Here is a 13881-nt window from a genome sequence, read left to right on the forward strand (position 1 = left end):
TGCAGAGCTTTCAGATACAATGCAAACGATTCTGCATATCTTTCAGAAGGAAGGAACCGTGTCATGAAATTTTATCCTACAGATAAACCGCTTCACGGACAGCTGGATATTCCGGGAGATAAATCCATCTCTCACCGGGCAGTCATGTTCGGCAGTCTCGCAAACGGGACGACTGAGATCTCCCATTTTCTGCCCGGCGCTGACTGTCTTTCCACCATCAGCTGCTTCCGCAGCATGGGGATCGACATCGAAACCGATCCGGAACACCCGGATCATGTCATCGTCCACGGGAAGGGGCTCCACGGGCTCAACGCTCCGGACACTGTGCTCGATTGCGGCAATTCCGGAACAACGACCCGCCTCATCTCCGGCATTCTCGCCGGACAGGATTTTCCCTGTACGCTCACCGGAGACGCCTCCATACAAAAGCGGCCCATGAACCGGATCATCGAACCACTGACGCAGATGGGTGCATGCATCACCAGCGAGCGTGACAACGGATGCGCGCCTCTTCAGATCATAGGTCAGCCGCTTCACGGCATTACCTATCATTCTCCGGTGGCATCCGCCCAGGTAAAATCATGCCTTCTGCTTGCAGGGCTTTACGCTGATTCTGCCACGACCGTCATTGAGCCGGCTCTTTCCAGAAATCATACGGAACTGATGCTTCGTCATTTCGGCGCCGATTTGTCCTCCGACGGTCTTGCGGCAACGATTCATCCCGGAAATGAGCTCTCCGGAATATCGGTAAAAGTACCCGGCGACATCTCCTCCGCCGCCTATTTTCTGGCGGCCGCCTGTATGATCCCCGGCTCCGAGATTCTGCTGCGGCACGTGGGCACCAATCCGACCCGCGACGGTATACTGCGCGTCATTCAGGACATGGGCGGAACTGTGACCTACCGCAGGCTCTCGGCTTCCGGCGGAGAATCCACGGCAGACCTCGAGGTGCGGTACACTCCGCTTCATGGCACCGTCATTGAAGGCAGCCTGATTCCGACCCTGATTGATGAGATCCCAATCATTGCCGTTCTCGCCGCGACGGCCGAGGGAACAACCGTAATCCGGGATGCCGGAGAGCTGAAGGTAAAGGAATCCAACCGTCTTGACATTATGGTGGACAATCTCTCCCGCATGGGTGTCGACATCACCGGTACCGATGACGGAATGATTATCAAGGGAGGAAAGCCGCTTCACGGCGCGCTCATCGACAGCCACCTTGATCACCGCATCGCCATGTCCTTTGCCATTGCCTCCCTCGCCGCCGATGGCGAGACAGAGATCCGGGACGCCGAATGCGTGAACATATCCTATCCGGAATTCTACCGGGATCTGAAGTCTCTTCTGCAGCAATGACGTAGGCTACGTCGATCTGCGGTCTGCCTCATACCAATTTTCTTCTTCCTGAATAAAAGCTTCACAACACACCGGGCGGTCTTCCCACAGCCGAAGACCGCCCGATCTTTCGTTCTATCTTGCAGTTCTGTTTCTGTTCGGAATCTTCGTCTATATCTCTGTCTTTTTCCTTGTTCTGTTTTTGTTCTGTTTTTTGTTATGTTTTTTGTACCTTTTGTCAAGAAAATGCATCGTATTTCCGGCACAATCTGTTATAATGATAGACGATGACTAGAGAAGTTTTCTATATCAGGACAAACTTCACAGATATTAAGGGAGGTTTTTAGAATGGTAATACATAATGTCCACGATGAATCCTTTCATCCATACGGCCGCGTAATCAACGGCCTCGATGTTTCCGGCATTATGGAGGCTTTAAAGGATACCGAGTGTCCGACGGATCACACCATATACGTCGCATCGGATCCGAAGCTTGAGCAGACCGCATCCGGAGAGAAAGTCCGCCAGATTGTATATGGCGAGCTTCCAGTCCAGATCGGATACTGCAATGGGTATAATGTTTTTCTGAACGCTCTGGAATATCACCGTTCATCCGAGATCAATATTGCAGAGAATGATCTCATTCTCCTTCTCGGAAAGCAGCAGGATATCACAGATGATTTTCACTATGACACCTCAAAGGTTGAGGCATTCCTCGTGCCGGCAGGTACAGTGATCGAGGTTTACGCCACCACCCTTCATTACGCGCCGTGCAGCGTTGACGGCAAGCCGTTCCGCTGTGTCGTGGTACTCCCGAAGGGCACGAATACCGAGCTGACCTCCGCTCACGGGGGAGACAGCGAAGACAAACTGATTACCGCTGTCAACAAATGGCTCATCGCACATCCGGATGCCGGAATCGAAGGCGCTTTTAACGGTCTCGATGGCGAGAATCTCAGGGTGGACTGACCAGCCCATTACCCGGGAAAGCTTCGCAGATCATTTTATTTTATCCCGGAACGCTTCAAAAGTTTTTTATTTTATCCCGAAATGCTTCACAGGATTTTTTATTTATCCCGGAATGCTTCACAGATTCTTTATCTGTCCGGGAAAGCTTCACAGACTTTTTATCTATCAGGAGGATATCATAATGAATAATATTCCAGTTGTAAAAATCGGCATTGTCGGCGTGAGCCGTGACTGTTTTCCGGCAAGTCTCACACTTGACCGGCGCAAGGCTCTGGTAAATGCCTATGCCGCGAAATATAACGCCGCAGATATTTACGAGTGTCCGATCACCATCATTGAGAGCGAGACAGATATGATGAACGCACTCAAGGATGTGAAGGCCGCAGGCTGCAATGCCCTGTGCGTATTCCTCGGCAATTTCGGCCCTGAGATCTCCGAGACAATGCTCGCGAAATATTTTGACGGACCGGTGATGTTCTGTGCCGCCGCCGAAGAGACACAGACCAATCTGAAGGGCGGCCGCGGCGACGCATACTGCGGAATGCTCAACGCGAGCTACAACCTGGCTCTGCGCAATGTTAAAGCCTACATCCCTGATGAACCGGTCGGCGACGCCGATGATCTTGCAGACCGCATCCATGAATTTCTTCCAATCGCCAGAGTTTCCATCGGACTGAACAACCTGAAGATTATCTCCTTCGGCCCGCGTCCGTCCAACTTCCTTGCCTGCAATGCACCGATCAAGCAGCTCTACAATCTGAACGTCGAGATCGAGGAAGAATCCGAGCTTGACCTCTATGAGTCCTATACCAAGCACGCGGATGATGAAAGAATCGCATCTGTTGTCGAGGACATGTCCAACGAAATGGGATACACCGAGGCAAACCGGCCGGCGATGCTCCCGAAGCTTGCGCAGTACGAGCTGACGCTCCTTGACTGGGCGGAAAGCCACAAGGGCTGCAAGGAATATGTGGCACTCACCACAAAATGCTGGCCCGCGTTCCAGGATATGTTCCGCTTTGTTCCCTGCTATGTAAACAGCCGCCTCATGAAGAGGGGAATCCCGGTAAGCTGCGAGGTTGATATTTACGGCACCCTGTCCGAGTACATCGGTCTCTGCCTGAGCCAGGATGAGGTAACTCTTCTCGATATCAACAACTCCGTACCGAAGGATATGTACAAGGAAAGTATCGAGGGCAAATTCGCATACAACTGGAAGTTCAGCGACACCTTCATGGGCTTCCACTGCGGCAACACCTGCTCCAACAAGCTGACAAATCCGCATCTGGCTTATCAGGCCATCATGGCGAACACCCATCCGAAGGAGTGGTGCGACGGAACAATCGAAGGCGATATCGTTCCTGGCGACATCACCTTCTACAGACTCCAGTCAACCGCAGACAACAAGCTCCGCGCCTATGTCGCACAGGGCGAGGTCCTTCCGGTTGCGACAAGGTCCTTCGGATCCATCGGCGTCTTCGCGATTCCGGAGATGGGCCGTTTCTATCGTCACTGGCTGATTGAGAAGAATTTCCCGCACCACGGTGCCGTAATGTTTGGTCATTACGGAAAGACTCTCTACGACACCCTGAAATTCATCGGTGTCCCGGTTGATGAGATCGGATACAATCATCCCGCCGGGGACCGCTACGCGGACGAAAATCCTTTTGCCTGACAATCACCAGTAAGCGCCCTGCCCCACAGGCGGGGCGCTGCAATATTTCACAGAAATATATACAGGAGGAACCGCTCTATGTACTATATCGGCATTGACCTTGGCACATCTGCTGTCAAGCTTCTTCTTATGGATTCCGCTGGTACGATCCGGAACATCATCAGCCGCGAATATCCTCTCCACTTTCCTCACCCCGGATGGTCCGAGCAGGACCCTTCGGACTGGTACAGAGAATCCCTGGAGGGCATGAAGATCCTGACCAAAGATATTGACAGAAGCGAGATCGCCGGAATCAGTTTTGGAGGCCAGATGCACGGCCTCGTCATCCTTGATGACAAGGATCAGGTTATCCGTCCCGCAATTTTGTGGAACGACGGTCGCACACAGGAGGAAACCGACTACCTCAATCATACCGTCGGTGAGACTAAAATTGCTTCCTGGACGGCGAATATTGCTTTCGCCGGCTTCACTGCCCCCAAGATCCTCTGGGTCCGCAAAAATGAGCCCGATAATTTCCGCAGAATATGCAAAATCATGCTTCCGAAGGATTACCTTGCATATATGCTTTCCGGGAGCTTCTGCACAGACCTGTCCGACGCATCCGGAATGCTTCTCGTCGACGTGAAAAACAGACGCTGGTCCCCGGAAATGCTTGAGATCTGCGGCATCACAGAATCACAGCTTCCAAAGCTCTATGAAAGCTATGAGCCGGTCGGAACACTCAAGCCTTCCGTTGCGGAGGAGCTGGGCTTCCCCCGCACGGTGAAGATCATCGCGGGTGCAGGCGACAATGCGGCTTCCGCCGTCGGAACCGGAACCGTCGGAAATGAGAGATGCAACCTTTCGCTCGGAACTTCCGGCACGCTCTTTATTTCAAGTTCCTCGTTTGTGGATACCCCCAACCACGCGCTTCACTCCTTCTGCCACGCAGACGGTCACTATCACCTGATGGGTTGCATGCTCAGTGCCGCCTCCTGCAACAAATGGTGGAATGAAGAGATTCTGAATACAAAGGATTATGCAGGCGAGCAGGCGTCCATCTCCCGGCTCGGAGAGAACAATGTCTTCTACCTCCCGTATCTGATGGGCGAGCGTTCCCCGCACAATGACCCCTCCTGCAAGGCAGCTTTTATCGGCATGCGCATGGATACGACACGCGCTGAAATGACACAGGCTGTTCTTGAAGGTGTCGCTTTTGGTCTTCGGGATTCTCTTGAAATCGCCAGAAGCCTGGGTCTCCATATCACCCGTTCCATGATTGTCGGCGGTGGTTCCAAATCAAAACTCTGGATGAATATCTGCGCTAATGTCATGAATCTGACGCTTGATGTCCCCGCCATTCAGGAGGGGCCATCTCTCGGCGGTGCCATGCTGGCGGCTGTCGGCTGTGGTGAATTCGCTTCTGTCGAGGACGCGGCAGATCGCATTATACATGTCACAGATACAATCGAGCCAGACCCGGTTCTCACGGAAAAATACGAGGAGAAGTATAACCGGTTCCGTAAATTCTATCCTGCTCTCAAGGGCCTGTTCTGACATGAACGAGATAAAACACGCTGCGCGAGTTTTATCTCGCTATTGCGACGCTCGCCGCACACGAATACTTCGCATTCGGCTGTGGCTCACTGTTCGCGTAAATAAAAGGAGGGCTTTCACACGAATTTCATCGCATGAAAGCCCTCCTTTTTCTGTTTTTATAAATCCTGCGGATTCTGTTTTCTTTTATCCCGGATGTCAGAATTACTTATTCCGATATTTTGCTCAGGCTTTCCTTACAATATCAGCCATCACATCAGAATCTCTCATTCTGATATTTCATTCAGGCTTTCTTTGCAATCTCAGCCTTGATATCCGCCGTGAGCTTCGGAACGATCTTGTTCAGATCTCCGACGATTCCGATGTCTGCAACATCAAAGATCGGCGCGGATTCGTCCTTGTTGATCGCGATGATCAGGTCGGACTCCTCCATACCAGCTACATGCTGGATGGCTCCGGAAATACCAATTGCGAAATAAATGTTCGGACGAACGGTCTTGCCGGTCTGGCCGACCTGCAGATCCTTCGGTGCCCATCCGTTATCAACAACCGCACGGGAGCAGGACACCTCTCCGCCAAGAACATCCGCCAGGTCTCTGAGGATCTGGAAGTTCTCCGGGCTTCCGACACCACGGCCGCCGGATACCAGAATCTTTGCCTTCTGGATATCTACCGTCTCGGTGACCTTCTTTACGACCTTCTCGATCGTGACATAGCGGTCATCCGGAGTGAATCCCGGATTGTAGTTAATAACCTCAGCCTTTGCGCCCTTGATCGGCGTGATCTTCTCCATAACGCCGGGACGGACGGTCGACATCTGCGGTCTGTTGTCCGGGCATGCGATGGTGGCAATGGTGTTGCCTCCAAATGCCGGACGGGTCATGAGCAGCTGATTGTGCTTCTGCTCCTGATTCGGCTTCGGCTGAAGCGGGAAATCTCCGATATCGAGGGAGGTGCAGTCCGCGGTAAGTCCTGTATGAACACGGGCCGATACCGTAGGTCCGAGATCGCGTCCGATCGCGGTTGCGCCTACCAGCATGATCTCCGGCTTGTACTTCTCGATAACGGATGCCAGTGCGTGTGCGTAAGGCTCCGTGCGGTACTCCTTCAGTTCCGGATCATCCACAACGATGACCCTGTCCGCGCCGTACTCGGCAAGTTCGTCCGCAAGGTCTCCAACCTGGTATCCGATCAGGACCGCGGTAACCTGTGTGTTCAGAGGCTTTGCCAGGTCTCTCGCCTTTCCGAGGAGCTCGAAGGCAATGTTGTCAATGTGATTATCTACCTGCTGTGCAAAGATATATACACCCTTGTAATCTTCTAAACTCATTCTACTCACCGCCTTCATCAAATATAATGTCTCTTTGTCAGTTCTTCGCAGATGACAGCCGCACCGGCATCCGGATCAAGATCCTTGAACATGGTGCCTGCTCCCTTGCGTACCTTGTCGGAAGCCTTCGCGATCTTTGTCGGAGAACCAGCGAGACCGCAGTCCTCATCCTTCAGTGTAGTCAGATCATCGCGGTTGTAAGTGGTGATTTCCGCGTCAACCGCATCCCAGATTCCCGCCGGAGTCATGTAGCGCGGAGGATTCAGCTCGGAAAGAGCTGTGATCAGGCAGGGCATCTTTGCCTTCAGCACATGATATCTGTCGTCGAACTGACGCTCAACCTCTACGGTCTTCTCCGCCTCGTTCACCTTGATCGCCTGCGCATACGAGATCACCGGAATACCGAGATGCTCCGCGATCTGCGGTCCCACCTGCGCGGTATCGCCGTCGATCGCCTGACGTCCGGTGATGATCAGATCATACTCTCCGATTTTGCGGATTCCGGCAGCAAGCGTCGAAGAAGTCGCCCAGGTATCTGCTCCGCCGAGCTTCCGGTCGGTCAGAAGAACGCCCTTGTCCGCGCCCATCGCGATCGCCTCGCGAAGAACATCAGCTGCCTTCGGAAGTCCCATGGTGAGAACCGTAACCTCTGCTCCGGTCTCGTCCTTGATTCTCAGTGCCGCCTCAAGTCCGGCCTTGTCGTCCGGATTCATGATGGCAAGCATAGCCGCACGGTCCAGGGTACCATCCGGTTTGAATTTGACACCGCCTGCGGTATCCGGTACCTGTTTAATACAAACAATTATCTTCACGGTATATTCCTCCTGTTATTTCAGTAAACCGCATACAGTCTCTTACACACGCTTCGCGTGTGACGATCCTGTCTGCGTTTTCGAAGAGCTTATTTCAATAGATTCGCAGAAATAACCATACGCATAACTTCTGCGGTTCCCTCATAGATCTCGGTGATCTTTGCGTCACGCATCATACGCTCTACGTCATACTCTCTGATATAACCATAACCGCCGTGGAGCTGTACGCATTCTGTCGTGACATCCATCGCTGCCTTTGCCGCGAACAGCTTTGCCTCTGCAGCCTCTACGCTGTATGTGGATGCCGGTGAGAATCCGGCAGCGTCCTTCGCGCAGGCAGCCTTATATACCAGAAGCTGAGCCGCGTCACAGGTCGTCTTCAGATTTGCCAGCTGGAACTGTGTGTTCTGGAACTGCGCGATGGAGCGTCCGAACTGCTTTCTCTCCTTCGTGTAGGCAACCGTAAGGTCAAGTGCGCCTTCCGCGAGGCCGAGTGCCTGTGTCGCGATTCCGATACGTCCGCCGTCCAGCGTGTGCATGGCAATTCCGAAGCCCTTGCCCTTCGCGCCGAGGATGTTCTCCTTCGGAATACGGCAGTCCTGGAAAATCAGCTCATAGGTCGCGGATCCGCGGATACCCATCTTCTTCTCCTTCGTTCCGAAAGTGAAGCCCGGTGTTCCCTTTTCCACGATGAATGCGGAGATCTCTTTCTGTTTTCTGCCGCGTTTCTCAACGGTTCCCGTTACCGCGATGATAATGTAGACATCTGCTTCCTTGCCGTTTGTGATGAAGCACTTGGAGCCGTTCAGTACCCACTCGTCTCCGTCAAGAACCGCCTTTGTCTGCTGTCCCTGCGCGTCTGTTCCGGCGCCGGGCTCCGTCAGACCGAAGGCACCGAGCCACTCACCTTTTGCGAGCTTCGGAATATATTTCTTCTTCTGCTCTTCAGTACCAAAGGTCATGATCGGGTCGATGCACAGTGAAGTATGAGCAGAAAGAGCAACCGCAGTCGTTCCACAGACCTTTGCGATCTCTTCCAGACAGAGCACATATGTCAGCTCATCGCAGCCCTGTCCGCCGTACTCTCTGGGAGCGGTAATTCCCATAAAGCCGTATTTTGCGAGCTTGTCAAATGTCTCGCGCGGAAATCTCTCTTCCTCATCGATCTCCTGCGCAAGAGGCTTTACTTCATTCTGCGCGAAGTCTCTGAAAAGAGATCTCGCCATTTCATGTTTTTTATCTAACGTGAAATCCATGTCTAACCTCCAAACGTTATTATAATCTCTTCCGGAAAGCAAAACGGGCAACCGCACGCGTGAACCGGTGGCAGATACGTCTGTACAGCCACTCGATGCAGCGCTGGAAACCGGAGCCGGACGTCTTTTCGAAGGTGTCCTGAAAGGACACGCGTTTATCCGGCAAACGGACGCAGTGCTCCGCCGCCGGAAAATGTATGCTTTATGATTTGATTACTTCTTGTCGGTCGGAACCTTTCCGCCATTGGAGTAATCATAGAATCCGATTCCGGTCTTGACTCCGAGCTGTTTGCCGCGAACCATCTTGCGAAGGAGCGGGCATGCGCGGTACTTGGAATCACCGGTCTCTTTGTAAATGACATCCATGATGGCAAGTACGATATCAAGTCCGATATAGTCGCCGAGCTCAAGCGGTCCCATCGGATGATTGCATCCGAGCTTCATAGCGGTATCGATGCCTTCAATATCAGAAACGCCTGCAGCATATACACAGATTCCCTCATTGATCATCGGCACAAGGATACGGTTTACAACGAATCCGGCTGCCTCATTAACCTCTACCGGAGTCTTGCCAAGCTTAACCGCAATCTCCTTGACCCGGGCAACGATCTCAGCAGGAGTGTTGATTCCGGCAATAACCTCTACCAGCTTCATAACCGGTGCCGGATTGAAGAAATGCATTCCGATGACCGGTTTTGCAAGTCCGGATCCGATCTCGGTGATAGACAGGGAAGAAGTGTTGGACGCGTAGATGCAGTTCGGGTTCTTTACAACGTTCTCCTGAAGATCCTTGAAGCAGTTTTTCTTGATTTCCATATTCTCAAGAGCCGCCTCTACGATCAGATCAGCATCTGTGCAGATTGTGTTCAGTCCGGTTTCGATCTTGCCAAGGATTCCATCGACAGTTGCCTGGTCAATCTTTCCCCGCGCCACTCTCTTATCGAGGCCCTTCTTGATCTTCGCGAAGCCGCCGTCAGCGAACTCCTGCTTGATATCACAGAGATAAACCTTCTCCACTTCGCCGCACTGTGCAAATGCCTGTGCAATACCGGAACCCATTGTGCCGGCGCCAATAATACCAACTTTCATTGCTGTACCTCCTGCATAGATTATTCTATAGTGATGGAAACAGTATCTGGTGTCCGGCTTCCGGAACGCGAAAAAACCGGCGCCGGACACCTGTACTGTATTATACGATTACTTGTTCTGGAATGCCACGTGTTTTACCTTCTTCGGATCATCCTTTTTGCGGAGGAAATTTGCCATTCCCTCTTTCTGATCCTCGGAATTGAAGCAGGAACCGAAGAGCTTCTCCTCGATCACAAGTGCATCATCGATATTCTCCTGAAGGCCCTCATTAACCGCTTTCTTGCATGCTCTTACCGCGATCGGCGCATTGCCCGCGATAATGGAAGCAATTTTTTTCACCGTTGGCATCAGCTCTTCCTGTGGCACCACCTGGTTGACAAGACCAATGCGGAACGCCTCATCCGCCTTGATGTTTCTTGCGGTGTAGATCAGCTGCTTTGCCATTCCCGGTCCTACCAGACGAGCAAGTCTCTGTGTGCCTCCAAAGCCCGGCGTAATTCCAAGACCGGCTTCCGGCTGTCCGAATACGGCATTCTCAGAGCAGATACGGAAATCACAGCTCATCGCGATCTCGTTGCCGCCGCCCAGAGCAAATCCGTTAACCGCGGCAATGACAGGAATCGGGAGCGTCTCAATTTTGCGGAACAGGTCATTTCCCTTCTTGCCGAAAGCCTCTCCCTCGGCAGCTGTCAGGGTGCTCATCTCTCCGATATCCGCACCGGCTACGAAGGATTTATCGCCGGCACCGGTGATGATAAGGCAGCGGATGGTATCAAGATCAATGCCCTCAATCACCTTCTCCAGATCGTCAAGAACTTCGCTGTTTAATGCATTCAGAGCCTTCGGGCGGTCAATAGTGGCAATTGCTACCGCGCCTTCGGTTTCATATGTAACATATGCCATGATAGAAACCCTTTCTTATCCAATATGATTCAGGAGCCGGAAACGGCTCTCCCTGTGCAGGGAAAAACAGCTCCGTTTCAGCTCCTGATAAGTTTCCGTTTACTCCTCGTATCTCTCTACCGCGGTAGCGCAGCCCATGCCGCCGCCGATGCAAAGAGTTGCAAGACCTTTGTTCGCTTTTCTCTTCTGCATCTCATAGAGCAGAGTAACAAGGATTCTTGTTCCGGAGCATCCTACCGGATGTCCAAGAGCGATTGCTCCTCCGTTTACATTCAGCTTCTCCGGATCAAATCCGAGTTCCTTGGCAACTGCGAGAGACTGTGTAGCAAATGCCTCATTTGCCTCGTACAGATCGAAGTCCGCAACGGTCATTCCGGTCTTCTTCAGCAGATTTCTGGTAGCTACGATCGGTCCCACGCCCATGATAGCCGGATCAACACCGCCGAGCGCGCCTGCGATCCAGGAAGCCATCGGCTTTACACCGAGCTCTTTTGCCTTGGATTCTGTCATTACTACAACTGCTGCCGCACCGTCATTGATTCCGGAAGCATTACCCGCGGTTACAATTCCGTCCTTCTTGAAAGCGGGGCGAAGCTTTGCAAGTCCTTCTGCTGTTGTTCCCGGACGCGGTCCCTCATCGGTATCAACGATGGTAACCTTGCCCTTACGTCCCTTCACCTCTACCGGAACGATCTCATCCTTGAACTTGCCCTCTTCAATTGCCTTGCAGGCCTTCTGCTGAGATTTTGCGGAGAACTCGTCGAGCTCTTCTCTGGTCAGGCCGTATTTCTCGGCAACATTCTCAGCTGTGATTCCCATATGATAATTGTTGAACGCATCGGTAAGAGCGTCATGCGTCATGGAATCAATCAGTGCTCCATCGCCCATTCTATATCCATAACGTCCGTTCTGCAGAAGGTACGGAGCCTTGGACATGCTCTCCATGCCGCCTGCAACAACGATTTCTGCCTCTCCAGCACGGATCATGTCTGCTGCCATGTTCACAGCCGCAAGTCCGGAACCGCAGAGAATATTCAGAGTCATTGCCGGAACTTCAACCGGAATTCCTGCATTTACGGAAGCCTGACGGGCAACGTTCTGTCCCTGTCCTGCCTGAAGTACACATCCCATGTATACCATGTCTACCTTATCCGCCGGTACTCCGGAGCGCTTCAGAGCCTCTTTGATAACAATTGTTCCGAGATCAGCAACCGGAACTGTGCTAAGTTCTCCACCCATCTTACCGATCGCAGTACGGCAGGCGCCAGCAATAACAATTTTCTCAGCCATATTAAAGCCTCCTTAAAAAATAAATATTTAGTACGTGAAATATGTATTTCCTCATGAATCACCGTCAGGAAAAAGCCGGAACGCTGTACCGCGTCTTCTGATCCAGACCGCCGGAACAATGCTCGTTTATTTCTTAACGATGTAATCATAATACCCCTATTCCGCCTTTTTGTCAAATATTTATCAATCTTTATTTCGGAAAAAACTTACTAAATTTGGATTGCAATCTTGTATAGTTTTTTCCTTGACATCGCCGCCGCATGTCATCTCTTATTGGACCGTCTCCAGATGTTCATTTTCTCCGCCTCACGGATCAGTTCATCCCGTACCTTCGGATGTGCGATATTGATCAGCTGTTCCGCTCTCTGCCACATGGAGAGCCCCTTCAGGCAGACCTTTCCATATTCGGTCACGATATACATCGTGTTCGCGCGGGTATCTGTAACCACGCTTCCCGGGGTCAGCGTCGGACGGATCCGGCTCTTGATCTCCCCGGTCTTTTTGTCCTTGTACGCGGACGACAGGCAGATAAAGCTCTTGCCGCCCCTGGATTTATACGCTCCGAGTACAAAGTCAAGCTGTCCGCCGGCTCCCGAAATATTCTTGATCCCTGCGCTCTCGGCGTTAACCTGTCCGTAAAGATCAATGTCCACAGCGTTATTAATAGAGATAAAATTGTCAATCGCGCCGATGGTATCGATGTCGTTGACATATCCGACAGAGGCAGCCATACATTCCGGATTTCCGTCCAGATAATCGTACATTCTTCTGGTACCGGCGCCGAAAGCGTATACCTGAAGCCCCCGGTCAATGTTCTTCTTTGATCCGTTAATTTTGCCTGCCTCTGCCATATCTACAAAGGAATCCACATACATCTCCGTGTGTATACCAAGATCCTTCAGGTCACTTTCTGCAATCATTTTGCCGATCGCGTTCGGCATTCCGCCGATGCCCAGCTGCAGGCAGGCGCCGTCCGAAATTTCCGGTACCACAAGCTCCGCGACCGCCTTATCCACATCGCTGGCCTCTCCTCCTGCCGGCACCTCGTCAATCGCAGGATCATCTCCCTCGACGATCATATCGATCTGGTCGATGTGCACGTAATTATCCCGGGTTCCGAGGCATACCGGCATGTTTTTGTTCACCTCTGCGATTACGATATCTGCCGTCTCCACAACAGCGCTCATCTGACTCGCGCAGGGACCGAAATTAAAGTAGCCGTGTTTGTCCATTGGCGATACCTGAAAAATTGCCACATTCAGCGGCATCGTGCTTTCTCTGTAGAGGCGCGGCAGCTCAGAATAACGAAGCGGCGTATAAAAACAGAAACCTTTGGAGACCGAATGTCTCTCCACCGGGTTCATATGCCAGCTGTTCCAGATAAAATGCTCCGCCGGATTTTCAATTCCGAAGATAGCCGGAGCATGACAGAGAACACCGCCGCGGATGTTCACGTCATGAAGCTCAGGCATTCTCTTTGCCAGAGCTTTATCAACCGCGACATTCGTACCGACACACCATCCGTAATCAACCCAGTCGCCGCTCTTTATCACGGAAGCTGCTTTCTCGGCCGTTACCAGTTTCTCTTTATACTTTTCATCGTAATTCATCAGCTCATTCCTCCTCTTCCAGACGCCTTTCCGTTTCCATTTTCAGGGATCGCGTTTTTATGATATTTTTTTAACA

11 protein-coding genes are annotated in these 13881 nt (G+C 52.0%); 4 read left to right on the forward strand and 7 right to left on the reverse strand.

Features of this window, described 5'->3' with window-relative positions:
• Window positions 1-63 precede the first annotated feature (63 nt).
• The 4 genes from aroA (at window position 64) to xylB (ending at window position 5515) form a co-directional block, all read left to right on the forward strand.
• Window positions 64-1356, forward strand: coding sequence for a 3-phosphoshikimate 1-carboxyvinyltransferase (gene aroA / locus ACTNDI_RS02435; protein ID WP_441099166.1), 1293 nt, complete (start codon window positions 64-66; stop codon window positions 1354-1356).
• 327 nt (window positions 1357-1683) lie between these two features.
• Window positions 1684-2304 (forward strand): DUF4867 family protein, encoded by a 621-nt coding sequence (locus ACTNDI_RS02440; protein ID WP_441099167.1) that lies wholly within the window; start codon window positions 1684-1686, stop codon window positions 2302-2304.
• 181 nt (window positions 2305-2485) lie between these two features.
• The gene (locus tag ACTNDI_RS02445) at window positions 2486-3979 is read left to right on the forward strand and encodes an L-fucose/L-arabinose isomerase family protein (protein WP_441099168.1); all 1494 of its coding nucleotides are present in this window, start codon (window positions 2486-2488) and stop codon (window positions 3977-3979) included.
• Between the two features lie 78 nt (window positions 3980-4057).
• On the forward strand, window positions 4058-5515 hold the full coding sequence (gene xylB / locus ACTNDI_RS02450) for a xylulokinase (RefSeq protein WP_441099169.1): 1458 nt from the start codon (window positions 4058-4060) through the stop codon (window positions 5513-5515).
• Between the two features lie 283 nt (window positions 5516-5798).
• On the opposite strand, the gene ACTNDI_RS02455 is transcribed toward xylB, so the two are convergent.
• The 7 genes from ACTNDI_RS02455 to ACTNDI_RS02485 form a co-directional block, all read right to left on the reverse strand.
• A complete protein-coding gene (locus ACTNDI_RS02455) occupies window positions 5799-6845 on the reverse strand; it encodes an electron transfer flavoprotein subunit alpha/FixB family protein (protein ID WP_441099170.1) in 1047 nt (348 codons plus the stop codon).
• Between the two features lie 17 nt (window positions 6846-6862).
• Window positions 6863-7657: an electron transfer flavoprotein subunit beta/FixA family protein gene (locus ACTNDI_RS02460; protein WP_441099171.1), complete on the reverse strand. Its 795-nt coding sequence runs from the start codon at window positions 7655-7657 to the stop codon at window positions 6863-6865.
• An 89-nt stretch (window positions 7658-7746) separates the two neighbouring features.
• Entirely contained in the window at window positions 7747-8913 is a 1167-nt protein-coding gene (locus ACTNDI_RS02465; RefSeq protein WP_441099172.1) for an acyl-CoA dehydrogenase, read from the reverse strand.
• A 213-nt stretch (window positions 8914-9126) separates the two neighbouring features.
• Complete coding sequence (locus tag ACTNDI_RS02470) at window positions 9127-10002, reverse strand: 3-hydroxyacyl-CoA dehydrogenase NAD-binding domain-containing protein (protein ID WP_441099173.1); 876 nt, start codon at window positions 10000-10002, stop codon at window positions 9127-9129.
• 108 nt (window positions 10003-10110) lie between these two features.
• Window positions 10111-10905, reverse strand: coding sequence for an enoyl-CoA hydratase-related protein (locus ACTNDI_RS02475; protein ID WP_441099174.1), 795 nt, complete (start codon window positions 10903-10905; stop codon window positions 10111-10113).
• A 99-nt stretch (window positions 10906-11004) separates the two neighbouring features.
• Window positions 11005-12195, reverse strand: a complete 1191-nt coding sequence (locus ACTNDI_RS02480; RefSeq protein ID WP_441099175.1) for an acetyl-CoA C-acetyltransferase — start codon at window positions 12193-12195, stop codon at window positions 11005-11007.
• A gap of 263 nt (window positions 12196-12458) precedes the next feature.
• The gene (locus ACTNDI_RS02485; protein ID WP_441099176.1) at window positions 12459-13805 is read right to left on the reverse strand and encodes a butyryl-CoA:acetate CoA-transferase; all 1347 of its coding nucleotides are present in this window, start codon (window positions 13803-13805) and stop codon (window positions 12459-12461) included.
• Window positions 13806-13881: the final 76 nt, after the last annotated feature.

The organism is Bilifractor sp. HCP3S3_D3, assembly GCF_052063915.1.
Taxonomy (GTDB): Bacteria; Bacillota; Clostridia; order Lachnospirales; family Lachnospiraceae; genus Bilifractor.

Excerpts from the sequence above, each read along its gene's own strand:
- aroA (WP_441099166.1), top strand. The coding sequence starts at position 64 with ATGAAATTTTATCCTACAGATAAACCGCTTCACGGACAGCTGGATATT.
- ACTNDI_RS02440 (WP_441099167.1), top strand. The coding sequence starts at position 1,684 with ATGGTAATACATAATGTCCACGATGAATCCTTTCATCCATACGGCCGC.
- ACTNDI_RS02445 (WP_441099168.1), top strand. The coding sequence starts at position 2,486 with ATGAATAATATTCCAGTTGTAAAAATCGGCATTGTCGGCGTGAGCCGT.
- xylB (WP_441099169.1), top strand. The coding sequence starts at position 4,058 with ATGTACTATATCGGCATTGACCTTGGCACATCTGCTGTCAAGCTTCTT.
- ACTNDI_RS02455 (WP_441099170.1), bottom strand. The coding sequence starts at position 6,845 with ATGAGTTTAGAAGATTACAAGGGTGTATATATCTTTGCACAGCAGGTA.
- ACTNDI_RS02465 (WP_441099172.1), bottom strand. The coding sequence starts at position 8,913 with ATGGATTTCACGTTAGATAAAAAACATGAAATGGCGAGATCTCTTTTC.
- ACTNDI_RS02470 (WP_441099173.1), bottom strand. The coding sequence starts at position 10,002 with ATGAAAGTTGGTATTATTGGCGCCGGCACAATGGGTTCCGGTATTGCA.
- ACTNDI_RS02475 (WP_441099174.1), bottom strand. The coding sequence starts at position 10,905 with ATGGCATATGTTACATATGAAACCGAAGGCGCGGTAGCAATTGCCACT.
- ACTNDI_RS02480 (WP_441099175.1), bottom strand. The coding sequence starts at position 12,195 with ATGGCTGAGAAAATTGTTATTGCTGGCGCCTGCCGTACTGCGATCGGT.
- ACTNDI_RS02485 (WP_441099176.1), bottom strand. The coding sequence starts at position 13,805 with ATGAATTACGATGAAAAGTATAAAGAGAAACTGGTAACGGCCGAGAAA.